23 protein-coding genes are annotated in these 24,940 nt (G+C 66.6%); 10 read left to right on the top strand and 13 right to left on the bottom strand.

The features are described from left to right. The first annotated feature begins 129 nt into the window (after positions 1-129). The 6 genes from ACFRAH_RS04020 (at position 130) to ACFRAH_RS03995 (ending at position 5,355) form a co-directional block, all read left to right on the top strand. Entirely contained in the window at positions 130-936 is an 807-nt protein-coding gene (locus ACFRAH_RS04020) for a DeoR/GlpR family DNA-binding transcription regulator (RefSeq protein ID WP_377989631.1), read from the top strand. Beyond that, positions 933-1,937, top strand: a complete 1,005-nt coding sequence (locus ACFRAH_RS04015; RefSeq protein ID WP_377989630.1) for a 1-phosphofructokinase family hexose kinase — start codon at positions 933-935, stop codon at positions 1,935-1,937. The genes ACFRAH_RS04020 and ACFRAH_RS04015 overlap by 4 nt, the downstream gene beginning before the upstream one ends. Positions 1,938-1,939: 2 nt before the next feature. Then, positions 1,940-3,967, top strand: coding sequence for a fructose-specific PTS transporter subunit EIIC (locus ACFRAH_RS04010; RefSeq protein WP_377989629.1), 2,028 nt, complete (start codon positions 1,940-1,942; stop codon positions 3,965-3,967). A gap of 51 nt (positions 3,968-4,018) precedes the next feature. Beyond that, a complete protein-coding gene (locus tag ACFRAH_RS04005) occupies positions 4,019-4,297 on the top strand; it encodes an HPr family phosphocarrier protein (RefSeq protein WP_314193380.1) in 279 nt (92 codons plus the stop codon). A 258-nt stretch (positions 4,298-4,555) separates the two neighbouring features. Further along, positions 4,556-5,035 carry an SRPBCC family protein gene (locus ACFRAH_RS04000; protein WP_377989628.1) on the top strand — a complete coding sequence of 160 codons (480 nt, stop codon included), beginning with the start codon at positions 4,556-4,558 and terminating at the stop codon, positions 5,033-5,035. A 53-nt stretch (positions 5,036-5,088) separates the two neighbouring features. Beyond that, on the top strand, positions 5,089-5,355 hold the full coding sequence (locus ACFRAH_RS03995) for a Rho termination factor N-terminal domain-containing protein (protein ID WP_377989627.1): 267 nt from the start codon (positions 5,089-5,091) through the stop codon (positions 5,353-5,355). Positions 5,356-5,395: 40 nt separating this feature from the next. Here ACFRAH_RS03995 and ACFRAH_RS03990 read toward each other — a convergent pair whose 3' ends face one another. Next, complete coding sequence (locus ACFRAH_RS03990; protein ID WP_377989626.1) at positions 5,396-6,562, bottom strand: Ku protein; 1,167 nt, start codon at positions 6,560-6,562, stop codon at positions 5,396-5,398. A gap of 40 nt (positions 6,563-6,602) precedes the next feature. Here ACFRAH_RS03990 and ACFRAH_RS03985 point away from each other — a divergent pair, with 40 nt between their 5' ends. Further along, complete coding sequence (locus ACFRAH_RS03985; protein WP_377989625.1) at positions 6,603-9,113, top strand: ATP-dependent DNA ligase; 2,511 nt, start codon at positions 6,603-6,605, stop codon at positions 9,111-9,113. 59 nt (positions 9,114-9,172) lie between these two features. On the opposite strand, the gene ACFRAH_RS03980 is transcribed toward ACFRAH_RS03985, so the two are convergent. Together ACFRAH_RS03980 and ACFRAH_RS03975 are read right to left on the bottom strand one after the other, a co-directional pair. Continuing rightward, the gene (locus ACFRAH_RS03980; RefSeq protein ID WP_377989624.1) at positions 9,173-9,433 is read right to left on the bottom strand and encodes a hypothetical protein; all 261 of its coding nucleotides are present in this window, start codon (positions 9,431-9,433) and stop codon (positions 9,173-9,175) included. 235 nt (positions 9,434-9,668) lie between these two features. After that, positions 9,669-10,175, bottom strand: a complete 507-nt coding sequence (locus tag ACFRAH_RS03975; protein ID WP_377989623.1) for a hypothetical protein — start codon at positions 10,173-10,175, stop codon at positions 9,669-9,671. 461 nt (positions 10,176-10,636) lie between these two features. Here ACFRAH_RS03975 and ACFRAH_RS03970 point away from each other — a divergent pair, with 461 nt between their 5' ends. Then, a complete protein-coding gene (locus tag ACFRAH_RS03970; protein ID WP_377989622.1) occupies positions 10,637-12,244 on the top strand; it encodes an MFS transporter in 1,608 nt (535 codons plus the stop codon). Positions 12,245-12,634: 390 nt separating this feature from the next. Further along, positions 12,635-13,732 carry an FUSC family protein gene (locus ACFRAH_RS03965; RefSeq protein ID WP_377989621.1) on the top strand — a complete coding sequence of 366 codons (1,098 nt, stop codon included), beginning with the start codon at positions 12,635-12,637 and terminating at the stop codon, positions 13,730-13,732. Here the strand turns inward: ACFRAH_RS03965 and ACFRAH_RS03960 are convergent. Genes ACFRAH_RS03960 through ACFRAH_RS03940 form a run of 5 tightly spaced genes read right to left on the bottom strand, consistent with a single transcriptional unit; the run spans position 13,659 to position 20,002 of the window. Then, complete coding sequence (locus tag ACFRAH_RS03960) at positions 13,659-14,474, bottom strand: SDR family NAD(P)-dependent oxidoreductase (protein ID WP_377989620.1); 816 nt, start codon at positions 14,472-14,474, stop codon at positions 13,659-13,661. The two genes, ACFRAH_RS03965 and ACFRAH_RS03960, sit on opposite strands and share 74 nt — an antisense overlap. Positions 14,475-14,506: 32 nt before the next feature. Continuing rightward, positions 14,507-16,354, bottom strand: a complete 1,848-nt coding sequence (locus ACFRAH_RS03955) for an IucA/IucC family protein (protein WP_377989619.1) — start codon at positions 16,352-16,354, stop codon at positions 14,507-14,509. Beyond that, positions 16,351-16,923: a GNAT family N-acetyltransferase gene (locus ACFRAH_RS03950; protein ID WP_377989618.1), complete on the bottom strand. Its 573-nt coding sequence runs from the start codon at positions 16,921-16,923 to the stop codon at positions 16,351-16,353. The genes ACFRAH_RS03955 and ACFRAH_RS03950 overlap by 4 nt, the downstream gene beginning before the upstream one ends. After that, positions 16,920-18,314, bottom strand: a complete 1,395-nt coding sequence (locus ACFRAH_RS03945) for a lysine N(6)-hydroxylase/L-ornithine N(5)-oxygenase family protein (protein WP_377989617.1) — start codon at positions 18,312-18,314, stop codon at positions 16,920-16,922. The genes ACFRAH_RS03950 and ACFRAH_RS03945 overlap by 4 nt, the downstream gene beginning before the upstream one ends. After that, a complete protein-coding gene (locus ACFRAH_RS03940) occupies positions 18,311-20,002 on the bottom strand; it encodes a pyridoxal phosphate-dependent decarboxylase family protein (protein ID WP_377989616.1) in 1,692 nt (563 codons plus the stop codon). Before ACFRAH_RS03940 ends, ACFRAH_RS03945 begins: the two co-directional genes overlap by 4 nt. A gap of 299 nt (positions 20,003-20,301) precedes the next feature. Between ACFRAH_RS03940 and ACFRAH_RS03935 the strand changes: the two genes are divergently transcribed. Beyond that, positions 20,302-20,718, top strand: a complete 417-nt coding sequence (locus tag ACFRAH_RS03935; protein WP_377989615.1) for a hypothetical protein — start codon at positions 20,302-20,304, stop codon at positions 20,716-20,718. A gap of 39 nt (positions 20,719-20,757) precedes the next feature. Here the strand turns inward: ACFRAH_RS03935 and ACFRAH_RS03930 are convergent, their stop codons facing one another. From ACFRAH_RS03930 to ACFRAH_RS03910, 5 genes are all read right to left on the bottom strand, one after another. Further along, positions 20,758-21,075 carry a hypothetical protein gene (locus ACFRAH_RS03930; protein WP_377989614.1) on the bottom strand — a complete coding sequence of 106 codons (318 nt, stop codon included), beginning with the start codon at positions 21,073-21,075 and terminating at the stop codon, positions 20,758-20,760. Between the two features lie 217 nt (positions 21,076-21,292). Continuing rightward, a complete protein-coding gene (locus tag ACFRAH_RS03925) occupies positions 21,293-21,646 on the bottom strand; it encodes a GNAT family N-acetyltransferase (RefSeq protein ID WP_377989613.1) in 354 nt (117 codons plus the stop codon). Beyond that, positions 21,643-22,956, bottom strand: a complete 1,314-nt coding sequence (locus ACFRAH_RS03920; RefSeq protein ID WP_377989612.1) for an acyltransferase — start codon at positions 22,954-22,956, stop codon at positions 21,643-21,645. Before ACFRAH_RS03920 ends, ACFRAH_RS03925 begins: the two co-directional genes overlap by 4 nt. A gap of 156 nt (positions 22,957-23,112) precedes the next feature. After that, entirely contained in the window at positions 23,113-23,982 is an 870-nt protein-coding gene (locus ACFRAH_RS03915; RefSeq protein WP_377989611.1) for a class II fructose-bisphosphate aldolase, read from the bottom strand. After that, positions 23,982-24,890, bottom strand: a complete 909-nt coding sequence (locus ACFRAH_RS03910) for an NAD(P)-dependent oxidoreductase (RefSeq protein WP_377989610.1) — start codon at positions 24,888-24,890, stop codon at positions 23,982-23,984. The genes ACFRAH_RS03915 and ACFRAH_RS03910 overlap by 1 nt, the downstream gene beginning before the upstream one ends. Between the last annotated feature and the right edge of the window lie 50 nt (positions 24,891-24,940).

Raw genomic sequence — 24,940 nt, 5'->3', positions numbered from 1 at the left:
GCTTTCTGTTGTTTTTCGTTGACAAACCAACATGAACGAAGATAAAGTCAAGTACTTGCAGATTTGTGACAGCCGTCACTGAACCGATCATCACTGAACCGTCACTGACCAGTACGCAATGGAGGGTATGTGTTTGCCGAGGAGCGCCAGCAGCAGATCGCCGGGCTCGTTGCAGCCAGCGGCCGCGCCAGCGTGACCGACCTCGCCGAACGGTTCCGCATCACCACCGAGACCGTGCGCCGGGACCTGGCCGCCCTGGAGTCGGCGGGCACCGTGCGCCGCGTGCACGGCGGCGCTGTTTCCGCCGACCGTTTCAGCACCACGGAGGAGAGCATCCTCGAGCGGACTATCCAGCGGCAGGCGCAGAAGCTCCGCATCGCCGAGGCCGCCCTCGAATATCTCCCGAAGGGCCCCTCCAGCAGCATCCTCCTCGACGCCGGTTCCACCACAGAAGTCCTGGCCGACCTCCTCGCCCGCCGCGGGGCCGCAGCCCCGGCCAAACCGGCCGACTCGGCCCAGGAACTGCTTGTCATCACCCACGCCATTCCCATCGCCGCCAAGCTTGCAAGCACCCCCGGCATCGCCCTGCAGATTCTGGGCGGCCGGGTCCGCGGGCTCACGCAGGCCGCGGTGGGCCAGGGCACGGTGGAAGCCGCCGGCAAGCTGCGCCCGGACATCGCCTTCGTGGGCACCAACGGCATCCACGCAAGCTTCGGCCTCAGCACACCGGACTCCGAAGAAGCGGCAGTCAAGGCAGCCTTCGTCCATTCGGCACGCCGCATTGTGGTGCTGGCCGATTCGTCCAAGCTGGAAGCGGAAACGCTCGTCCAGTTCGCCTCGTTGAAAGATCTGGATACCGTGATCACTGACCGCAAACCCGGCTCCGAACTAGCTGCGGCCCTCGCCGAGGCAGGCGTGGAGGTGGTAGTCGCATGATTGTCACCCTGACAGCCAACCCCAGCCTGGACCGGACGGTGGCGCTGCCCGGACCGCTCGAACGCGGCGAAGTCCAGCGCGCAGTCTCCGTCCGGCAGGAGTCCGGCGGCAAGGGAGTCAACGTTTCCCGTGCCCTCGTGACGTCCGGCCTCGAGACCCTTGCGGTACTGCCCGGCGCGGAATCCGATCCCGTGCTGGCCGGCCTGCGGGAAGAGGGCGTGCCGTTCGCGTCGCTGGACATCCACGAACCGCTGCGCACCAATGTGGCCCTGACGGAGCCCGGCGGTGTGACCACCAAGATCAACGAACCCGGCCCGCTCCTCGGGGAGGAGGCCCAGGAGGCGCTGATCAACCTGCTCCTGGAGCGGTCGCGGGGAGCCAGTTGGGTGGTCCTGGCGGGTTCGCTTCCACCCGGCGTCCCGGCCGATTTCTACGCCACTGTCACGCGTCGGCTGCGCAATGCCGACGCAGGGGCCCGCGTCCCCATGATTGCCGTCGACTCCTCCGGCGCGCCCCTGGCAGCGGCCGTCGCCGGCGAAGCACCGGCAACAGCCACAGTGTCCGGAAAGCCGGACCTGCTCAAACCCAATGCCGAGGAACTGGCCGAACTGGCCGCAGCAGCAGGTTTTTCCTCGGTGAGCACGGCTGAGGAACTCGAAGCGGACCCGTACGCGGCCGCGGCGGCAGCTGCCGCCGTCGTGCGTTCCGGTGTGGGGGCCGTGTTGGCAACGCTCGGTTCAAAGGGCGCTGTCCTCGTGACGGCCGACGGCGCGTGGCTGGCCACGCATCCGCCGGTCACCGCAGTCAGTACGGTCGGCGCCGGCGACTCGTCGCTGGCCGGCTATCTGCTGGCCGCCAGCCAGGGCGCCGCCCCGGCTGACTGCCTCCGCCAGGCTGTGGCGCATGGCGCCGCCGCCGCTTCCCTGCCGGGCTCCACCGTCCCGGCAGTCCACCAAACAACCCCCGATGCCGTAACCATCACGGCCCTCCGGAAGGATTGACAGTGACTCAGCTCATCACCGCGGACCTGGTCGAGCTTGACCAGAACCTGGGCAATTCGCCCGAGGACGTGATCCGGCACCTGGCCGGCCGTGTTGCCGCCAACGGACGTGCGAGCGAAGTTGAAGGCCTCTTCACCGATGCCTTCGCCCGTGAGCAGAAGACCGCCACCGGCGTTCCCGGCGGCATCGCCATCCCGCACTGCCGCTCGGCCGCCGTGACCGAACCGACCCTCGCGATGGCACGCCTGTCCCAGCCCGTCGATTTCGGCGCCAAGGACGGCCCGGCGGACCTCATCTTCTTCATCGCCGCACCGGCCGGCGCCGACCAGGAGCACCTGAAGCTGCTGTCCAAGCTCGCCCGCTCGCTCATCAAGAAGGACTTCACGGGTGCGCTCCGCGCAGCCAGCTCACGGGAAGAAATCGTGGAACTCGTGGACAACGCCCTCGCGGACAAGCCGGCTGCTGCCACCGCACCCGAAACGGCTGCAGCCACGGCCGCCCCGGCAACCGGCGGCGCCGCGGCCGGCGGACCCAAGCGCCTCGTGGCCGTCACCGCCTGCCCCACCGGCATCGCGCACACCTACATGGCAGCGGATTCCCTCGTGGCCGCAGCCAAGGAAGTGGGCGTTGACCTGCAGGTTGAAACCCAGGGCTCCTCCGGCGCCAAGCCGTTGGACCCGGCAGTCATCGCCGCTGCCGACGCCGTCATCTTCGCCGTCGATGTGGACGTGCGCGGCAAGGAGCGCTTCGCCGGCAAGCCGGTCATCAACGCTCCGGTCAAGCGCGGCATCGACGAGCCCGCCAAGATGGTCCAGGAAGCCCTGGACGCAGCAAACAACCCGCACGCCCACCGCGTTCCGCACTTCGGCGCCGAGGAACAGGCCGAGCAGGAAGCCGCCGAAAAGGGCGAGCACATCGGCCAGAAGCTGAAGAAGGCCCTGCTCACCGGTGTGAGCTACATGATCCCGTTCGTGGCCGGTGGCGGCCTGCTGATCGCGCTGGGCTTCCTCCTGGCAGGTTTCGACATCGCCCTGGGCACCAAGGCCAACGACATCCTGGCCAACAACTCCCTGGTCAACCTTCCCGACGGCAACCTCGCCCTGTACCTCGGCACCGTCTTCTTCAAGATCGGCGCCCTGTCCATGGGCTTCCTGGTCCCCGCGCTTGCCGGCTACATTGCCTACGCAATCGCCGACCGTCCGGGCATTGCACCGGGCTTCGTCGCCGGTGCAGTCTCCGGCTTCATGGGCGCAGGCTTCCTCGGCGGCATCGTCGGCGGCCTGCTCGCCGGCTACATTGCCCACCTGATCGGAACATGGTCGGTGCCGCGCTGGCTCCGTGGCCTGATGCCCGTCGTCATCATTCCGCTGCTCGCCTCCATCATCGCCTCAGGCGCGATGTTCCTCTTCCTCGGCGGGCCGATTGCCGCCATCACGGTCGGACTGAACACCTGGCTCTCCGGCATGTCCGGCGCGTCAGCCATCGTCCTGGGCATCATCCTCGGCCTCATGATGTGCTTCGACCTCGGCGGCCCCGTCAACAAGGTTGCCTACGCCTTCGCGGTCGCAGGCCTCGGGGCCGGCAGCGCCACCAACCAGGCACCCTGGCAGATCATGGCCACCGTGATGGCCGCCGGCATGGTGCCGCCGCTGGCAATGGCCCTGGCCACCGTCCTGGACAAGAAGCTCTTCAGCCTGGCCGAGCGCGAAAACGGCAAGGCCGCCTGGCTGCTGGGTGCCTCCTTCATCTCCGAGGGCGCCATCCCGTTCGCTGCGGCTGACCCGCTGCGCGTCATCCCGGCCAGCATGGTCGGCGGTGCCGTCACCGGCGCACTCACCATGGCCTTCGGCGTCACCTCGCAGGCACCCCACGGCGGCATCTTCGTGTTCTTCGCCATCGGCAACGTGATGATGTTCATCGTGTCCATCCTGGCCGGCACCGTGGTCGCGGCACTGATCGTGGTGACCCTCAAACGCTGGGCTGCCCGCAAGGCCGTTGATACGGTGGAGTCAGTCCCTGTAACTGTCTGATCCCGCTGTCCTTCAGCACACCAACCCGCACTGCAATTGCAAGGAGCAGAAATGTCCGAACGTACCGCAACCGTCGCCAGCCGCGTAGGCCTGCACGCCCGTCCCGCCGCCATCTTCGCCGAGGCCGCGGGCGAGTTTGACCTCGACATCACCATCGCCCGCGAAGGGGAGCCTGCCGACGAGGCCATGGACGCCGCCAGCATCCTTTCGCTCATGAGCCTTGGCGCGTCCCACGGCGACGTTGTGGTGCTGCGGGCCGAGGGTGACGGTGCCGACGCCGCCCTCGAGCGCCTGGTCCAGATCCTGGAAACGGATCACGACGCCGAATAGGCACCGCACGCTTTACGGCCGGCTTCCGCAGCAGCTCACCTTGGTGAGCGCCGCGGAGGCCGGCCGTTGCCGTTTCTGGATGGTTCTTGTCACTGGGGGTGAGACCATGGCGGGCATCGCCCCTGATCAGCGGCACTTCGGCCCGAAGTAAGCAACCTTAGTAGTTTCTTGTTTTTGATTCTGTGTCCCACTAGCTTGGAACTGTGGCCAGCCATTCGAATGACCGGCGCAACGGCCGGGCTGAAGGAGGATGACAGAGTGGAAACCTTGCAGGAAAGCGTGGACGTCGAGGTACCCGTCAGCACCGCCTACAACCAGTGGACACAGTTCGAATCGTTCCCCCGGTTTATGAGGGGCGTCGAGTCCGTCCACCAGATCGACGAAACTTCACTCCATTTCCGCACCAGCGTGGCCGGGGTCAAACGCGACTACGACGCGCAGATCCTGGAACAGACGCCGGACCGGTGCATCGCCTGGGTCAGCAGGGACAAGCCCCGCAACGCCGGCAGGGTGACATTTGAGGACCTTGGCGAGGACCTCTGCCGCGTGAACGTGGAACTCGAGTGGGAACCGGAAAGCCTGCTGGAGAGGGCCGGTGCCGCCGCCCACGTGGATGAGCAGCAGGTGTCGGCCGACCTGGCGCGGTTCAAGGAGTTCATTGAAACCCGGGGCATCGAGACCGGCGCCTGGCGCGCCGCGGTGGACCGGGGCGAAGTAGACACTCCGGGAGCCCACTGACCTGATCCGCCGGCCGTTTCATCGCGGCCGCCCGTTCCATCCTGGAGGTAGCCATGCCGGAAAAGAAGAACCCCAGCCTGAAGGATCCCAAACTCTACGAGGAGCTCCGCGACGAGGGGGCCTCGAAGCAGAAGGCGGCCCGCGTCTCCAACGCGGCGGCCAAGAAGGGACGCTCGGAGGTGGGCCGCAAAGGCGGCAAGTCCGGCGACTACGAGGACTGGACCGTTGACCGGCTCAAGGCCAGAGCCAAGGAAATCGGCCTCAAGGGATACTCGGGCAAGAAAAAGAGCGAACTCATCTCCGCGCTCCGGAACTCCTGAGCGGATGCCCGTGCAGCCGCGCGGCGGAGCGCCCGCTTTGTCAGGCGCCCTTCCGCGCGGTCTTCGCCGTGGCCTTCGTGGCGGCGCCGGTCTTCGCTGCCGTCCCCGATTTGGAAGCGGTACCGGCTTTGGCGGCTGTGCCTGTCTTCGAGGCCGTGCCGGACTTGGATGCAGCACTGGTTCTGGAAGTGCCGGTCTTCGACGCAGTACCAGTCTTCGAAGCGCCGGCGGTCTTGCTGCGGGAACTGGATGTAGCGCTCTTGGCGGTTTCGGCGTCGGAGTCTCCCGTATCTTTTTTGGCAGCGCTGCTCCGGCTGCCGCTGCTCCTGCCGCCGGCAGTGCTGCGCCCGCCGCGTTTGACGGGTTCGGACGGCTCCTCTTCAGTCTCCTCGTCTTCGGACGGTTCCTGGGCGGCCGCCCCTCCCCCTCGCTTCTTGTCGAGGCTGCGCTTCAGGGCTTCCATCAGGTCGATAACTTCGCCCTTGCCACCCTCGGCTTCGGCGCCGAACGTCTCTTCCGTATCCAGCGCGTCGCCCTTTTCCAGCTTCGCCTCGATCAGCTGCCGCAGCTGTGCCTGGTAGTCATCCGTGAACTGCCCGGGCTCGAAGTCGGACGCCATGGACTCCACCAGGGCTGCGGACATCTCCCGTTCCTGCGCGGAGATGCGGATGGACGTGTCCAGGGCAGGAAACGAGGCCTCCCGGACTTCATCCGCCCACAGCAGCCCCTGCAGCATCAGGACGTCGTCGCGGATCCGCAAGGCGCCCAGCCGGGTCTTATCCCGCAGGGCGAACTGCACCACGGCCACGCGCTCGGTATCCTCCAGGGCCCTGCGCAGCAGCATGTAGGCCTTGGGCGACTTGGAATCCGGCTCCAGGTAATAGCTCTTCTCGAACATGATGGGGTCGAGCTGTTCGGAGGGGACGAACTGCACCACTTCGATTTCGTGGCTGTTCTCAGCGGGGATGGACTTGAGCTCCTCCTTGGTGAGGATCACTGTGCGCCCATCGTCCTCATAGGCCTTCTCGATGTCGGAGTAGTCAACCACCTCGCCGCAGACCTCACAGCGGCGCTGGTAGCGGATCCGGCCGCCGTCGGCGTTGTGTACCTGATGGAGGCTGATGTCGTGGTCCTCGGTGGCGCTGTAGACCTTCACCGGGACGTTGACCAGCCCGAACGCGATGGCGCCTTTCCAGATCGCTCTCATGAGACCAGTCAACAGCACGCAACGCCGGAGGTGAAGACCCATGGCCGCCGGTAAGGAACGCGTGCGGGTCGGCGGCCGCGAACTGACCCTGACCAACCTCGACAAGGTGATGTATCCCGCCACCGGCACCACCAAGGCGGATGTCATCGCCTACTACGCTGCTGTTGCCCCGGTGCTCATCCCTGCAGCCAGGAACCGCCCGGTGACCCGCAAGCGCTGGGTTCACGGGGTGGGAACCGAAGACCGCCCGGGCGAGGTGTTCTTCCAGAAGAACCTGGACGAATCGGCCCCGGGCTGGGTGCCCCGTGCCGCCATCACGCACAAGAGCAACACCAACTACTACCCGCTGCTCAACGATCCGGCCACCCTGACCTGGCTGGCGCAGATCGCCTCCCTGGAGATCCACGTGCCGCAGTGGACCGTGGACTCCCACGGCAGGTCATTGCCTCCCGACCGGCTGGTCCTGGATCTCGACCCCGGCGAAGGCGCGGGACTGGCCGAATGCGTGGAGGTGGCCAAACTGGCGCGGACCATCCTGCAGGACGTGGGGCTCGACCCCGTTCCTGTCACCAGCGGCAGCAAGGGCATCCACCTGTATGCGGTCCTCACCGGGACCCAGACCTCGGATGAGGTTTCCGCCTTCGCGCGGGAACTGGCCCGCGCGCTCGAGGCCGACCACCCGGACCTGGCCGTCAGCGACATGAAGAAGACGCTCAGGACCGGAAAGGTCCTGGTCGACTGGAGCCAGAACAATGCGGCGAAGACCACCATCGTTCCGTACTCACTCCGCGGGCGGCTGCATCCCACGGTGGCGGCGCCGCGGACGTGGCGGGAGCTGAGTTCGCCGTCGCTCAAGCACCTGGACTACGAGGAGGTCATGCGCCGGGTGGCGGCCGGGAAGGATCCCTTCGCGGCGATCAGTGCGGTCACCGGCCACCCCAGTCCCGGCCACCCCAGTCATGCCCAGGCCAGTCATGCCCAGGCCGACCCACGGCTGAACAAGTACCGCTCACTGCGCGACCAGGGGAAGACGCCCGAGCCGTTCACGGCGGAAGAACACCATGCGGCAAAGGCCGACGGCGTTTCCGGGCAGGCGGGCAAGGAAATCTTCGTAATCCAGGAGCACCACGCCAGCCGGCTCCATTACGACTTCCGGCTGGAGCACGAGGGAGTTCTTGTCTCCTGGGCGCTGCCGAAGGGCGTACCCGAGTCCGGAGGACAGAACCATCTGGCCGTACAGACCGAGGACCACCCCATGGACTACGCCGATTTTGAAGGCGACATCCCCAAGGGCGAGTACGGGGCGGGCAGTGTGGGCATCTGGGACAAGGGCGTCTATGAGCTCGAAAAGTGGGTCAACGGCAAGGAAGTCATTGCCACGCTGACGGGCCGGGAGGGCGGCGGGCTCGGCGGCACCAGGAGGTTCGCCCTGATCCATACGGGGAAGGGACAGGGCGAGGAATCGCAATGGCTCATCCACCTGATGGACAGGGTTCCGGGCGCACGGAAAAAGCCGGGCGGCACCAGGGAACAAGCCGCCCCCGCCCCCTCCCCCACACCTGCGGCACGGCGCATCGGCGCCCTCCAGGAGGACCCGGCACCGATGCTCGCCTCGGCTGGAACCCCGGCGGATCTGCGCGGCAGTGAGTGGCTCTTTGAACTCAAGTGGGACGGCATCCGTGCGCTCGTGGTGGCGGACGCCGAGAGGATCCGGCTCCTGAGCCGGAACGGCAACGACATGTCGGCCAGCTATCCCGAATTCACGGACAGGAGCTGCTGGCCGCCGCAGGACTTCATCGCGGACGGTGAGATTATCGCCGTCGGGCCTTCCGGCCGGCCGGACTTCGGGCTGCTGCAGGGGCGGATGAAGCTGACCAGGCCTGGCGACGTGAAACGGGCCCGTGCCGCCATCCCGGTCCGGATGATGCTCTTTGACCTGCTGGCCGACGGTGGCGATGACCTGCGCAGGTTGTCCCTGCGGACGCGGCGCGAACGCCTGGCTGACTTCTTCGAACCCGGCGAGTGCCCGGTGGAACTGTCGGAGACACTGGACGACCGGGTGGAACACATCCTGGACAGCGCCCGCGAGCTGGGCCTGGAAGGCGTGATGGCCAAGCGGGCGGACAGCCGCTACGTGAGCGGACAGCGGACCCACACGTGGATCAAACTCAAGATTGAACAGACCCAGGAAGTGGTGGTGGGCGGCTGGCGTCCGGGCAGGGGCGACCGGACCAACACCGTGGGTTCCCTCCTGGTGGGCATCCCGGAAGGTAAGAGCCTGCGATATGTGGGCCGCGTGGGAAGCGGCTTCAGCATGCGGGAACTGGAGGAGCTGCGGAAAAGGCTGGAGGGACTTGCGCGGAAGACGCGGCCGTTCGACGACGTTCCCTCGGCGGATGCGGCAGACGCCCACTGGGTCAGGCCCGAGCTGGTAGGCGAGGTGACCTTCGGTGAGTGGACCGGGAGCGGCAAGCTCCGCCACCCTGTATGGCGCGGCTGGCGGCTGGACAAGGAACCGGCGGAAGTCGTGGTGGAATCTCAGGAAACATGAAACAGCCCGGCGGCACCCGAATCTCGGGCATCACCAGGCTGTTTCGAATTTCTGCAGGATCAGGACGAGTGCGGCATCTGCGGACGGCCGGTCCGGTGGATTGCCGTCACCGCAGCACCCTGTCCCAGGCGGCCGGGGCTTGCACCGTGTTCCTTGGGGTGCCGCCGCTTACCGTTGCCGTCCGGCCACTGCTTTGCCCCGCCCATGGCCGTGGTCACGGCCAGGGTCTCGGGAGTGGGCAGCGCCGGCCTTTCCATCGATTCCGCCAGATGCGCAGCGACATCCGGCTTGATGCTGCTTCCGTTATAGGAGTCGGCCATTTGTTCTTCCTTTCCGCGGTGAAAATGAAGTGTTCCCCATATTTGGATCACTGGTTCAGCCGTTGTTGGGCAGCGAACACGTGACAGCGGACTGCTCAACCGTGGACTAATCGACTCTTGGATTCGGGCCGTCTTGGCGCGTTCGTCACTCGAAGATCAGTGTTCCCATGGGTCCACCTTAGGCAGAATCACGCCGTGCGGGAAGGGACTTCTTGGCCGTCCGGGAAGCTACCCCTTAGTCTTCAGCTCCGCTCCGGAACAATCCTTCCCAGACCGCCCTGGATCCGGATTCCCCGATCAGTGCCACGGTGGCCACCGCACCCCCGCAGACCACCAGGGCGACCACGACGGCGACAATCGCCGTGATGCGGGACCCTGCGATGCCCATGCGCCGCCGCGTCCCCCCTGCCTGCGCAGCGCCGTAACGGAACCACAACCATTGGGCCAGGGCCACGAGAAACACTCCCACCACCCATGGCAGGAGCGTACCGGCGATCTGCATGTGGGCGAGGATCCGTGGCGTGGTGTCCACACGGTCCAGCAGCCACTGCCCGGCCGCCGCCGTGACCGGCACCAAAATGAGCGCCAGCAGGGCAATCAGCGGCGTCACGATCCCCAGCCGCCGCCGGGCGGCAGGCCAGAGGAGACTGAGCAGCGTACAAAGGGCCGCCAGCGGAACGAAGACCACCGTGCAATGGACGAGCAACACGTGCATCGGCAGACCGTTGATCTCGTAGTCCATGGCGAACACCCCTGTCTGGAAATATGAACTGTCTGGAATATATGAACTATCCGCAAGTTATGGACGGTCGGGCAGTAATGAACTACCTAATCAGACGCGCACCCCGGTTGAACGGTTCAATCAGCACCCGGGCCGGGGCCTGATTTCGCCTCGCGGGGAGGGCTGCCACGGACCGGCTTCGGGTTGCCCGGCAGGCCCGGATTCACCGGAAAACCGGTCCCGAAAGGCGCAGTTCCAGAAAAAGGTTTGATAACGATCGTCCGCGGTGCCGAAAATCCGCGCGATGGCGGGGCCAAACCGGTCAAAACAAATCTGACTTCAGGCCCCGTTTGGCCCCCTAAACCGGGCGATCATACGGCACTGAACTCTCGATTTCCATGGAAATCCCGTAAAATTGAAGGCCTGCCCGGAGCGGGGCAGCTAGAAGTCGCAAGCAAATGACCTCCACAGGAGTTGCCCAAATGCCCACAGACCAAAGCACGACCGACTCTTCAGCAGGCGCCAGGAACGCCAGCGGAACTGACCAGGCCGCACCCCAGAGTGCGAAGAAACCCAAGCTGCTCGCGCGGCGCCGGCTCAAGGTATCCGACGTGAACGTCGTCGACCAGCCCATGCTCAAGAAGGCCCTTGGCGGCACGATCGTGGGCAACACCATGGAATGGTACGACGTCGGCGTGTTCGGCTACCTCATCACCACCATGGGTCCGGTGTTCCTGCCGGAGGCCGACAAGTCCGTCCAGACGCTGTTCCTCCTGGGCACGTTCGCTGCCACGTTCATCGCCCGCCCGCTCGGCGGCGTCGTCTTCGGCTGGCTCGGTGACAAGATCGGACGCCAGAAGGTTCTCGCGGCCACGCTGATGCTGATGGCGGCGAGCACCTTCGCCGTCGGTCTTCTGCCCGGTTACGCACAGATCGGCATGTGGGCAGCGGCCCTCCTGGTTGTGCTCAAACTCGTGCAGGGCTTCTCCACCGGCGGCGAATACGCCGGTGCCACCACCTTTGTGAGCGAGTACTCGCCTGACAAGCGCCGCGGCTTCTTCGCCAGCTTCCTCGACATGGGCAGCTACCTGGGCTTCGCCCTGGGTGCCGCGCTGGTGTCCGTGCTGCAGCTGACGCTGGGCCAGGCCGCCATGGAGGACTGGGGCTGGCGACTGCCGTTCCTGATCGCCGGTCCCCTGGGCCTGATCGCCATCTACTTCCGAAGCAAGATTGAGGAGTCCCCGCAGTTCCAGGCCACCCTGGACGCGCAGGAGGAACTCGCCAAGGACGCTGCCGCCGGTGATGAGGCTGCCGCCAAGGGCCCGGTGGGCATCGTCAAGGCTTACTGGCGCTCCATCATCGTGGCCATGATCCTGGTGGCTGCGGCCAACACTGCCGGCTACGCGCTGACGTCCTACATGCCTACGTACCTCACCGAATCCAAGGGTTACGACCCCGTCCACGGCACGCTGCTCACCATCCCGGTGCTCGTCGTCATGAGCCTCTGCATTCCGCTGACCGGCAAGCTCTCCGACCGGATCGGACGCCGCCCGGTACTCTGGATCGGCGCGGTGAGCACGGTGGTCTTGGCTGCACCGGCCTTTATGCTCATCGGCCTCGGCACCATCTGGTCCACGCTGGCCGGCCTGTCGCTGGTCGCGTTCCCCGTGACCTTCTACGTTGCGAACCTCGCCTCGGCGCTGCCGGCACAGTTTCCCACCGCCAGCCGCTACGGCGCCATGGGCATTGCCTACAACTTCTCGGTGGCGATCTTCGGTGGCACCACGCCGTTCATCGTGGATGCGCTCATCAACGCCACCGGCAACGACATGATGCCCGCCTACTACCTGATGGCCACCTCGGCTGTGGGTGCTGTGGCCATCTACTTCCTCAAGGAATCCGCCCAGCGTCCGCTGCCCGGCTCCATGCCCAGCGTGGACACCCCGGCGGAGGCCCGTGAACTGGTGGCCACCCAGGACGAGAACCCGCTGATCGACCTCGACGAACTGCCGTTCGAGACCGTCGATGAACTCAACGGTCTCGATAAGAAGTTCGACGACGAATTCAGCAAGGTGCCGGCCGGCACCTGACGCCGGTCCCCGCGTCCGGGTTGAGGGCCCGTCCCGCTGTGCTCCCCTTGAGAGGGAGCAGGCAGGGCGGGCCTTTGCTCTGTTCTCCCTTAGTTGCGCTGACTGCTCCCTGCGCGCTATTGCCGGTGCCTGCTGGACACAAGGGAGTCACGTCCGCGGGAAATCCGGGCCGACCTCCAATAACCATGCATAGTCGTTCCATCTAAGCCGTCTTCGGGCCGGGCGACGGATCCCCATTTCCCGATCCTATAGTTCCCAACGCCCGCCACAAATAGAGTTCACCAGCCATTCTGGATTAACAGTCATTGTTGCCTCTCTCACTATGTGACGCAGCCCGCGGTGAGATCTTTGCGGCGGTGCTACCTTCGTAGGGTGAAAGGGGTCGTGCCGGTGCAGTCTGTAGTGCACCACTGGCGGCAGCTGCACAGCCTGGGCCCCGCCAACAACGACCACCTCTCGGCATGGCGCGTGGCCATCAGCGTGGCCGTCCCCTCCCTCGTCCTGCTGCTCCTCGGCCGGCCGGACCTCACCATTTACGCCGTGTTCGGCGCGCTGACCGGCATGTACGGCCGCTCCGAACCGCACCAGCTCAGGCTCAAACACCAACTCCAGGCGGCTCTCGTCCTGTTGTCCGGCGTGACCGTGGGCGTGGTCCTGTCGGTCAACCACCTGCATTCGTGGTGGCTCGTTGGCATCGAAGCCTTTCTTGCCGGGGTTGGTTCCCTCTACTCGGACAAGGTCCGCCTCAGGCCCAACGGACCTTTCTTCGGAATCCTCGCCCTGGGTGCCTGCGCCTCCGTTCCCGTCGCCGTGCCCTGGTACGTTGCCCTGCTCATCGCTTTCGGTTCCGCGGCCTTCTCGTTGCTCGTGGGATTCGTCGGCTGGGTCCGCGGCAGGGCCTGGAAAGCCGGCGCGGCGCGGCCCTCCGCCAGCCTCCGCGGAGCCCTGCGCCGCCGGGCAGCCATCCACGCTTACCGCCACGTGCTCGCTGTCGGCGCGGCCGGCACCATCGGCGTCCTGACCGGAAGCGGCCACCCGCACTGGGCTATGGCGGCAGCAGCCGTGCCGCTCGCCGGCGCGGACCTGCCCAGCAGCGTCCACCGCGGCATCCACAGGATCATGGGGACGCTCCTCGGGCTGGTGGTGGTCGCCGTCGTACTTCTGCCCGGGCCCTGGGCTCCGCTGCACTTTTTCCCGGGGGCCGAGGCCGCGGTGTTGGCGCTGCTGGTGATCGTTTTCCAGTTCACCACTGAACTGTTCATGACCCGGCACTACGGGCTGGCCATGGTCTCCTTTACTCCGGTGATCCTCCTGATGACCCAGCTGGCGGCGCCGGCCGACCCGCAGGTGCTCATCGTTGAACGCGCCGTCGAAACCGTGGTGGGGGCCGGCGTCGGAATTCTCGTGGTGGTGCTTATCCGCTCGCGCTTTCTCCGCCGCCTGAACCGACGCCCGGCTCCTGCGGCCGGCGCGCCGGGCCGGCCATGAACCGGTCCGGCACAATCCGGGCGAGTCCGGCCACCACCTTGTAGCGCTTGGTGGGGATGGAGACGGCCTTCCCGCGCTCATTGTCCGCCAGAGCCTCACGGACCACGCGCCCCGGCCGCAGCCACGTCCAGCCCGGAGCCACGGACTTGTCCATCCCCATCCGGTCATGGAACTCGGTGTGGACAAACCCCGGGCAGACGGCGGTGACCTTCACGCCCCGGGGCGAGTAGGCGAGGTTCGCCCAGCGGCTGAAGCTGAGCAGCCAGGCCTTCGCCGCCGAGTAGGAGCCGCGGGGAAGGAAAGCCGCCACGCTGGCCACGTTGATGATCCGGCCGGAGCCGCGGGAGAGCATGCCCTGCAAGGCCGCGTGGCAGAGCTCCATGGCCGTCTGCACGTGCAGCTTCAGGTGCTTGCGCTCATCGTCGATCGGGTTCTCATCGAAGTTGTGCAGCAGCCCGATTCCGGCGTTGTTCACCAGCATGTCCACCGGCCGTGAGGGGTCGGACAGGCGTCCGACGACGGCGGCCACGCCGCGGTCGTCGGTCAGGTCAGCGGTGAGCACCTCAGCCGTGGTTCCGTACCGCCGCTGCAGCTCGTCCGCTGTGGCCTGCAGCCGTGCCGTGTCGCGGGCGACGAGCACAAGGTTGTTGCCCTGCTCGGCCAGTTGGCGGGCAAATTCGGCGCCCAGTCCCGCAGTGGCGCCGGTGACGAGGGCTGTGGGCCTGTCGGTGTTCTGCGTCATGCCCACAGCCTAGCCCTGCCCGGCAACGGAATTCACGCGAATCTGGCCAGCGGATTCGTGAGCCTGCCTGCCTTCTGCAGGCCTCCGGACGGGTCGGCCAGATCGAGCATCTGCTGGTTGTTGCGCAGCTGCAGCCGGTTCAGGCAGGACAGCTCGAAGTCCGGGGTGAACAGGTCATGGCGGGCAAACTGGTCCGCGAGTTCCGGGTGCCCGGCCTGGTAGTCGCGGACGGCTGCGGCCGCGGTGTGCCAGAATTCCTCGCCGCTGAGCACGCCGTCATCCTCCAGAAGGGCGGCGAGGAAACGGAAGATGCAGTCGAACACATCGGTGAAGATGGACAGGACCTTGTCGCCGTCGGGAATGTCCACCTTGATCCGGGACACTTCCTCGGGCAGGTCCAGCCTGTCCCCCATGACCACAATTTCCTCGGCGATGTCCTTCATGACCGCCCGGACCGGGACGCCGTCCTCAAGCACCAGGATCACGTTCTCGCCGTGCGGCATGAAGGCCAGCTCGTAGCGGTACAGACAGTGCACCAGCGGCACGAGGTACGCCTCGAAGTACTGCCGCAGCCACGCTCCCGGCTCCAGTCCGGACCGCTCAATCAGCGCGGACACCATGGGCTTGCCCGCGGCGTCGACGTGAAGGAGCGAGGCCATGGTGGCCAGCTGCTGCCCATCCTTCAGCAACGGCAGCGGGCTCTCACGCCACAACGCGGACAGCATCTTGCGGTACGGCGACCCCTTCGCGGCGGCTGCCTCGTAGTAGCCGTTGTGGTACCCGATGGCTGCTACCTCGCGGATCATGGCGAGCCCCCGGCCCTGCAGTGCCTCGTCACCTGCGATCAGTTCCTGGAGCCAATCGTTGATGGCCGGCGTTGCCTTCATGTACTGCGGCGACAGCCCGCGCATGAAACCCATATTCAGGACGGACATGGCCGTCTTCACGTACGTTTTCTCCGGAGCGGTGGTGTTGAAGAACGTCCGGATGGACTGCTGGGCCTGGTAGCTGTCCGCCCCGGTTCCGAGGTGGACAATGTGCCGCTGGGCGATCTCGGCCGCGAACGTGACCGTCAGCTTGTTCTCCCACTGCCAGGGATGGACCGGCATCAGGAAATACCGGGATGGGTCGAGGCCCAGGGCACCGAGTTCGGCCTCAAAGAGGGCGACGGCGCCGGCCCCAAGTTCGGCTTCAAAGTGCGCCGTGCAGTCCAGACCCTCGCTGGAGGTGAAGACCGCCCTGCCGCGGTGCACCGCGATCCACTCCAGCTGGACCGGGGCTCCCGCTTCCGGGGCAAAGGCCCGGTAGTCACCGATTCCAAAGCCCAGCCGGCCATTGTTGGCCACAAAGCATGGGTGCCCCTCGGTCATGCTGCGTTCAATCGCCTGGAAGTCCGTGGCCGGGTCCGCTCCCCCGGTCACGCCGGCTGCCAGTTCGCCCGACGACGGCTGGCCCGTCCACTGCTTGAACGCATGGCTGGAGAGCGTGCTGCTGATCTCCTCGAGGTAAACGGGAAGCATCTCCTGCGGGATGCCCAGGGTGCCGGAGAACTCGGTGATGAACCGCAGCGCATCCACCGGGGCGTCCCGGCCCTCGCGGCTACAGGTAATGGAGCCGGCATCGACGGACCAGTGATCCAGCTGCAGGAGCCGGGCGGTGAAGCGGTATTCAGTGGTTCCGTCATCGTTCCGGACCCGGTAGGCGCCGTCCCTGTTCCCGGCACTGTCACCGAGCGGTTCCGGAACGAGGATCCGCTCGTGCGAGAACTCGGCGAGCGCCTTGCGGACCAGGTGCCGGTTGGCCACAGCCCAGCGTTCCGGCGTGAGGTGGGGTGCCGCGTTGCCTGCGGTCAGGGCAGATTCAAGGTCAAGGGTGGTCACAGTGCTGCTCCCTGGATTGATTGGTGTTTCGGGGTTGAGGAACGGGCTGCGCGGGCGGACTCGAACGACTCCCGCGTGCAGAAGCTCAGGAGGGCCTGTTTGTCCGGCAGGGTCACCTCGCAGGCAGGCTCGAAGCCCAGGCGCGCGTTGAGGATGTGGATCTTGGTGTTGCGGGCGTCGGGCTCCACCACCACGCGGTTCACGCCGGGCTTTTGGAAGAGCCTGTCCAGGACCGACTCCATGACGTCGGCCGTGAACCCGTTGCGCGGCATGCCCTCCGCCGGGGCAACCAGCAGGTGCATGCCGATGTCGCCGGTCTGGACGGCGTAGACACTGTTGAGCGGTGAGGACCCCGGCAGGTACTCCTCCATTAGGAAGGCGGGAACACCGTCGTCGATCCCCAGCAGCGCGTGGTGGTGACCGCTGGACTGGATTTTGGCATACTCCTCCACGACATCACCGACGCTGGCGTTCAGCATCCCCCAGAACGAGGCATACGGCCGGGTGACCCAGCTGTGGAGGAGCTCTGCGTCCTCCCGTGGATCGAGGCAGCGGAACGTGAAGCTCATGCGGGCACCCCTGCCCGTCCGGCTGCCGCAGCAGCCAGGCCACCCGGCGCGGCAACGTGCGCTGCCACCTCTGCTACGGGAGCCGGAGCGCCGAACTCCTGGAAGGCAATGCTGCGTTCCACGGGGTAAACCTCGCGGCCCAGGATTTCCCGGAGGATGCACGAGTTCCGGTAGGCGGCCAGGCCGAGGTCCGGAGTGACGAAGCCGTGCGTGTGCAGTTCGGCGTTCTGCACGAAGATCTCGCCGGGCACGACGCCGGTGCTGTAGTCCCGCTGCACAGCGAACCTTCCGGCGCTGTCCCGGGCAATGCGCTCCTCCACGCCGGCCAGGAAGGCCGGCTCGCGGTAGGCGTAGCCGGTGGCGAGAACCAACGCCTCGGTCTCCAGCGAATAGTCCGCGCCCTGCTCCCCGTGCCTCAGCTCCAGCCTGTGGGTCCCGGCGGAGCCGTTCCAGGCGGCACCGGCAACGGCCGAATGGGTGAGCAGCCGGGTGTCCACGATGCCGGAGAGGCTCTTGGTGTACAGCAGGTCGTAGATCGCGTCGATGAGGTCCGAGTTGATTCCCTTGTAGAGGTTCTTCTGGCTGCTGACGAGCGAGTCGCGACGGTCCTGCGGAAGCCGGTGGAAATAGTCGACGTACTCCGGCGAAGTCATTTCCAGCGTGAGCTTGGTGTACTCCAGCGGGAAGAACCTGCCCGAGCGCGTGACCCAGTTGAGCTGGTACCCGTACACGTCGATGTCCTGAAGCAGCTCATAGTAGATCTCCGCCGCGCTCTGCCCGCTGCCCACGATGGTGATGCTGCGCCGCTGCTGGAGTTCGCTTTTCCGGGCCAGGTAGTCCGCGTTATGGAGGACTGTCCCGCCTGCGTCCAGAATTCCGCGGCACGCCTCCGGGACGTACGGCGACGTGCCGGTGGCGAGCACCAGCCGGCGCGCACGAAGCACCTCGGGCCCGGCCGGGCCGTCCACCGAAAGCGTGTACACGCCGTCGTCGTACGTCACTTCGGTGACGTCCGTGCCAAACCGGACCGACGGCAGCTGGCCGGCGACCCACTGGCAGTACTGGTTGTATTCGGCCCGCAGCGGGTAGAAGTTTTCGCGGATGTAGAAGCGGTAGAGCCGGCCGGTCTGCTTGAGGAAGTTCAGGAACGAGTACGGCGACGCCGGATCCGCCAGGGTCACGAGGTCAGCCATGAACGGGACCTGGAGGTGGGCGGGCTCCAGCATCATGCCGGGGTGCCAGTCGAAGGATTCCCGGCGTTCGAGGAACACCCCGTCGAGGTCTTTGACCGGTTCGCCCAGCGCGGCGAGGCCCAGGTTGAAAGGCCCGACGCCGATACCGGCGAAGTCGTACACGCGGCCTTTAGCCGAGGTACTAAATAGGGTGTTCATGCGCGTGCCTCCGTCCGGGCAGCGGAACCGGTAGCAGAACTGCCGGTGAGCAGGGTTTCGCCGGTGCTGCGAAGGAGGCTGACGATTTCGAGGATATCCTCAAGGGTTGCCTCAGCGTTGAGGAGCGTGAACTTCAGGTAGTGCCGTCCGGCCACCTTGGTGCCCGCCACAACGGCCTGGCCCGACGCGAACACGACGGCGCGGATGGCCGGATTCAGCTCATCGGCCGCGTCCTCCGGCAGCCGGGTTCCGTCTGCCAGGAGCGGCCGGTACCGGAAGACCAGCGTGCTCAGCCGCGGCTCGGCCGCCAGCTCGAAGTCCGTGTCCGCCGCCAGCACGGAGCCCACCCGGGCCGCCAGGTCGATCGCTTCGTCGAGGAGCGCACCCACGGCATCGGCGCCCATGATCCGGAGCGTCAGCCACAGCTTGAGGGCGTCGAACCGGCGCGTGGTCTGGATGCTCTTGTCCACCTGGTTGGGGATCTCGGCGCGCGCCGCGGTCTCCGGGTTCAGGTAATCGGCGTAGTACGTGACGTGGCGCAGCATTCCGCCGTCGCGCACCAGCAGCGCGCTGGAGCTGACGGGCTGGAAGAAGGTCTTGTGGAAGTCCACGGTGACGGAGTCCGCCATCCGGATGCCGTCCAGGAGATGCCGGTGGCGGTTGGAAACGATGAGGCCTCCGCCGTAGGCCGCATCTACGTGGAACCAGGCCCCATAGGCTCCGGCCAGGGCTGCCAGGTCTGCCAGCGGGTCCACGGCGCCGAAGTCGGTCGTACCCGCAGTGCCCACGACCGCCATGGGAACCAGGCCGTCGCTGGAGGCCGTGTCCAGGGCGCCGGCCAGGGAAGCCGGATCCATCCGGTGGTCCGGCCCGCAGGCGACGGATACGGCGGCGTCGAATCCCAGCCCCAGCATGGAGGCAGACTTCTGGATGCTGAAGTGGCTGTCCACCGAGGTGAAGATGCGCAGCTTCTCCAGCAGCAGCGGCAGGCGCAGCCCCTCGTTCGCCGGATCCTGCCGGAGGCGGGCCACCGCATGGTTGCGCGCAATGAGCAGCGCCTGCAGGTTGGACTGGCTACCGCCGGACGTGAACACGCCGTCGGCCCCGTTGCCCAGCCCGAGCCGTTCGGCGGTCCAGTCGATGAGGCGGCGCTCGATCATGGTGGCGCCTGCGCTCTGGTCCCACGTGTCCATGGACGAATTCACGGCCGAGAGCACGGCCTCCCCCACGAGCGCCGGAATGACCACCGGGCAGTTCAGGTGTGCCGCGTACTTGGCGTCGTGGAAGTACACGGCGTCGCGCAGGTAGGTGTACTGCAGTTCCTCGAGGGCGGCAGCCGTGTCCGGCAGGGGCCGCTCAAGGTCCACCGCGGCCACGCGCCGCTTCATCTCGGTCGGGTTGACACCGGTGAACGGCTGTGAGGTGCGCTCGAGCTTGGTGGCCACCGCGTTGACGCCCTGCAGCACCTGGGCCACGTAGCGCGGGGCGTTCTGGGCATTGAACAGCTGGTTGCTGGCGGCGAGGGCGAGCTCCACGCCAGACCCGAAGTCCAGGCTGGACGGGTCCTGCGCGGCGGTGCGAGCAGCCAGGTTCTGGCCGGACGGATATTGGCTCGCTGATTCCGGGGCGCAGGTTCCAGTTCCGTCGAAGTCCACGCGTGGCTCGTCCACGTCGGGCAGCAGCGTCATAGGGTCATCCTTTTGGTCGGCGTGATGTGAGACCGGCACCAGCCACTGGCGCCAAGCCAGGTAAGCCTTACTTAGGTGTACCTTTTAGTCAAACTTTCATGATCTAATTCGAGGACGCAGCGGACTTCCGGGGTTTTTCCGGCGTCACCAGTGGTCATTGACTTCCGTGAGGACGCGCAACACCCCATAATGGCCACCCGCGACAGGGGCGGGCAGCCGGGGTAGAGTTTCTGGCACAGTCAGTCCGGCCAAGCTATTCTCAGGCATGACTCGTCGACCGCGGCAGGAAGCAGGGGGACATGTCCGGCAGTGAGCATGATCCGTTGAATTTTCGGGAAGTGGATTCGCAGGGAAACACCACCGGCTATGGCCGCGTGGCGCCCGCCGACGGTTTTGGGCAGGCAGGTTTTGGGCAAGCAGGGTTTGGGCAGACTGGTGCGGCGCCGGGGCAGCGGAGCCGCCTGGCCGTGAACCCGTTCGTCGCGGCGCTGTGGGTGCTCGTGGCGGTCCTGCTGGTGTCGCCGTTTGGAGTCTTCACGCTCGCCCAGGAATCACTGAACTCAGGCACCGAGCCGCAGATCATGCCCGTGAGCTACATGTGGATCACGTTCGCGCCGCAGATCCTTTTCGCCGGAATCATAGGGTTGCTCGGCCTGCTTTTCTGGCACGCGGCGCAATGGCAACGGAACCGCGCAAAGCAGCCCCCGCCGTCGTAATCATCCGCCCGGCGCGAACGGAAACTTAAGCGCCGGCAGCTACCCGGCGGGGACCTCGCTGGCCAGGGGCCCGGGGCCGGACTGCGTTTCCAGCCCGGCTCCTGACGCGGATCCGGGACCGGCCAGGCGGCGCCGCCGCAGTTCCTCGGTGGCCTGAAGGAACCAGAAGCGGGCGCCGAAGGCGGGGCTTGGCGTGTCCAGATGCCGGAACAGCCCGTCCGCCAGGCGAGCCAACGGCGCATCCGGCACCGCCGCGAGGGTTACCGCCGGGTCCACTGTCGAGTTGAGCGGTCCGGCCAGGAGGCAGCACAGTTCCCCGTCCGTCATGGCGCCCTCGTTCATGGCGAAGTCGCTCATCCCCCGGTCCCCATCAAGAGCTGGGGGACGGGTCCGCGGAACGAAAGGATGACACGCCGGGGATACTCAATCCGCACCGGCGCACGCAGTTTTTGATTCAAGAGGTCCCCAAAAAAGAGAGTCCGAAGGCCAACTGCTTAGCCGTGCCCGATCGTACGGAAATGTCCCTCCGGTCACAAGTTCCGAAGGCCGGGCGTTGCGTCCCGGGAAGCGCCCGTCAGGTGCCCATAAGTTTGGGGGCGGCAGCCTCAGGCCAGTCGATGCACTGCGTGTACACCTCGTGCTTGCGCAAGTACCGCGCGGTAAACGGGCAATGCGGAATGATTCGCTTTCCCGCCGCCACAACATCATCGAGGGCAAAATGGATGAGCACCTTGGCCAGCCCGTGGCCCTGGAACTGCTCGGCCGTCTCCGTGTGGATGAAATCCACGTGCCCGGGCTTGTCCACGAACCTGACTTCCACCGCCAGCTTCCCGCCCACGTGCAGTTCATAGCGGTGGAGCGCATCGTTCCGGAATGTGGTGACGTCCGGGGTGAAATGGTCCTCGGTGGCTGCCGTGTTCTCCGTCATGGTTCGACATTGGCACTTAATGGCTGTGCTGGCAATGGTCGGGTGCCGGGCGCGGGCACACGCCCCAGCAACAGCACGGCCAGGGCAAAGCAGGCGGCGCCGCCGCCCAAAAGTCCCAGCGTCAGGCCGTTGACGGCGGCGTCAGCCACCGGGACAAAAACGACGACGACGGCGGTCACCACGGCGGCCGGTGCCCGGCCCCGTGAGTGCATGGCCGGCGTCGGCCGTTCCTCCAGCCGGCCGAACACGAGGACCGCCGGCAGCAGGAGGAGGACCACGCCGAGGAAGACCAGCGGGCGCGACCACCACCATCCAACGGTGCCCGAGGCGGGTTGGGGAAAGTCGGTCAGCAGGAGCAGCCCGGTCATGGCGGCCAGCAGCGGCAGGTGCCAGAGATAGACCGTCATGGCGTGGCGGCCCACAACGGCCACCACCGCCCGGATCCAGCGCACTGCGCCGACGGCCGTCAGCAGGGGCCGGGAAAGCTGCAGCACAGCCGCCTGCCAGACGCCGAGCAGGAACAGGCTGAGGTTGGGCGGATTCAGGTTCACCAGCATGTTGTCCCGGTACAGGCCCAGCATCACCAGGGCAAGCATCAGCAGGTTGCTGGCGGCCACCAGCCCCAGAAGCTGCGACCTGCTCCACCCGTCAAGCCAGCCGTCCGCCAGAAAAAACCCCAGTTGCTGCACGGCGCACCACACGAACACCATGTTGATGTAAGCGAACGTCGGGAAAGCACCGCGGAAACAGTCCACGGTGACCACCAGCGCCACCAGCCCCACCAGGGTCAGCCACGGGGCGCGGTGGTGCAGCCGCACCAGGAATGGAATGTTCAGCTGGGCGGCCAGGTACGCCGCGAGGAACCACAGCGGCATGCCGGCCCCGCTGGCCAGCAGCTGCACCACCTGCGGATCCACACCGGCCAGCAGCGCACCCCACAGGCCAACGAACATCACGGCCAGCAGCGCCGCCGCCGGGCGGACCAGGCGCAGCAGCCGGGACTGGATGAACTCAAAGCCGCTGCCGCCGCGCGCCTGCATGCGCCGCCAGGACTGCGCCCCGGTGATGCCTCCGGCCACGAAGAACAGCGGCATCACCATGAAGATCCAAATGACGGGCTCGAACCAGTCCTGCTCGGCGAGGGTGTTTTCGGTGGTGACGGTGCCGTCGGTGTGCAGCACCGGGCTGGTCATCATGCAGTGCCCCACCACCACGAGGACGAGGCAAACAAAGCGCGCGAGATCGATGGCCAGGTCCCGGGCGGGTGCTGCAACGTCCGGTCCCGCCCCCGGCTCCGTGGAATTCTTCATGGCGCCCCCACCACTGGAACTCAAGTACGTCTTTGTGCTTTCCATTGTGCGCCAACTTGGCCCACATGTGGCGGACTGGAGTTTTTGTCCACTTATTGGCCTCTAAAGGCCCCCGAAGTCGCGATACGTGGACAAAAACTCTGGATTTCCGGCAGGTCAGCGGCTGAGGATCGCCAGCGTGCTGGCGCCGAAGTCCTTCGCGGCGCCGTTCCACGTGGCCAGGAGCCCCTGCAGGTTCTCGCCGTCGGCCCGATGCGCGGCGATCTGCTCTTCGAGCGTGGCAAGGACGCCGGTGCGCAACTCGGTATTGAAGTTGACCTTGCCCACGTTCATGGCAGGCGCCTTGGCCAAATCGTCCGCAGGAATGCCGGACGCACCGTGAAGCACCAGCGGGATATGGGTCCGCACGGCGATGTCCTGCAGGACGTCCCAGCGGAGCATGGGCTCGCCCTTGTACTTCCCGTGCACGTTGCCCACGGCCACCGCGAGGAGCTGCGCACCCGTCCGGGCCACGAAGTCCTCCACCTGGGCGGAGTCGGTGAGCCCGGCAACCTCGCTGCCGGCGGCGTCCGCCCCGGCCCCAAAGGCCTTGTCCTCGTCGCCGGCCAGGCCGCCGAGCTCAGCCTCCAGGACCACGCCGGCATGCCCCGCGGCCTCGAGCGCGGATCGCACGGCATTCACCAGCGCGATGTTCTCTTCGTACGGAAGAGCCGAGCCGTCTGCCAGGACGGAGTCAGCCCCGGCCGCGACGGCGGCGGTGATGACGTCAATGTCGCTGGCGTGGTCCAGCTGCACCGCGACCGGGACGGTGGCGGCATCAGCCATGCCGCGAAGCGCCGAGATGAGCCGCAGCCCGTTGGCCGTGGCGGCGGTCTTGGGCGCCACCAGGAGAATGACGCCGCGCGCTGCTTCCTCCGCTGCGCTCACCACGGCAAGGGCCGTCGTGAAGTCGTAGCACGTGAACGCCGGCACGGCGGAGCCCTGTTTGAGGGCGGACACTACCAACTCGTCGAGTTGCGCCCGCATCAGCCTTCCCCGGTGGTGCGCTTGGTGGGGGCAACCACCTTGATGACGGCGGAATCGTCGGCGGCGGCCAGCCCGTGGGCCTGGCCCAGCAGGTACAGCTGCTCGGCGGCGGCGGCAACGGGGGTGGCCAGGCCCGCACTGCGCGTGGCCTTGCCCACGATGCCCATGTCCTTGACGAAAATGTCCAGCCGGCTGAGCACCTCGGCGCCTTCCTCCGAGTATGCCTCCAGGATGCGTGGCCCGCGGTTGGACAGCATGAACGAGCCCGCGGCGCCGGCCTCGAGGGCGGCCAGGGTCTTGGCCTGGTCCAGGCCGAGGGCATCGGCCAGCGCCATTGCCTCGGCGGCAGCCGCGATGTGTATGCCGCACAGCAGCTGGTTGACGGTCTTCAGCGCCTGCCCGTCACCGGGCTTGTCGCCGACGACGGTCAGTGTCGAGGCGAGCAGCTCGAGCACCGGGCGTGCCGTTTCCAGCGCCGCGGGTTCGGCTCCGACGACGATCAGCAGGTCGCCCTCACCGGCACGCTTCGGCCCCCCGGACAGCGGGGCGTCGACGAGCCCGACGCCGTACTCGGCCAGGCGTGCGACCGTGGACGGGATGGCTTCCGTGCCCACGGTGCTGGTCAGGATGACGACGGCGCCCGGCTTCAGCACCGCGGCCACGCCGTTCCCGCCGAACAGGACGTCGTCGAGCTGTTCGCTGTTGCGGACCGCCAGCAGCAGGGCATCGGTGTCCTGGGCGGCGTCCCGGGCGGAAGCGAAGGTCTTCACACCGGCTTCCTCCGCAAGGCGCACGCGCGGTTCAGCAATGTCGAAGCCGTGGACGGTCAGCTGGCTGGCGAGGCGGGAGGCCATGGGCAGGCCCATGGCACCCAGGCCGAGGACGGTGACGGTGTAATTCGAGGTCATTTGTGTTCTCCGTTGAAATGTTGCGGGGAGCGGGGTTTCGACGGGCTCAA

Origin of the sequence: Arthrobacter sp. NPDC056727, from assembly GCF_042790555.1 — a bacterium.
Classification (GTDB): domain Bacteria; phylum Actinomycetota; class Actinomycetes; order Actinomycetales; family Micrococcaceae; genus Arthrobacter.
The sequence above is the reverse complement of the archived record's forward strand: the minus strand, read 5'-3'. Positions and strand labels throughout refer to the sequence as shown.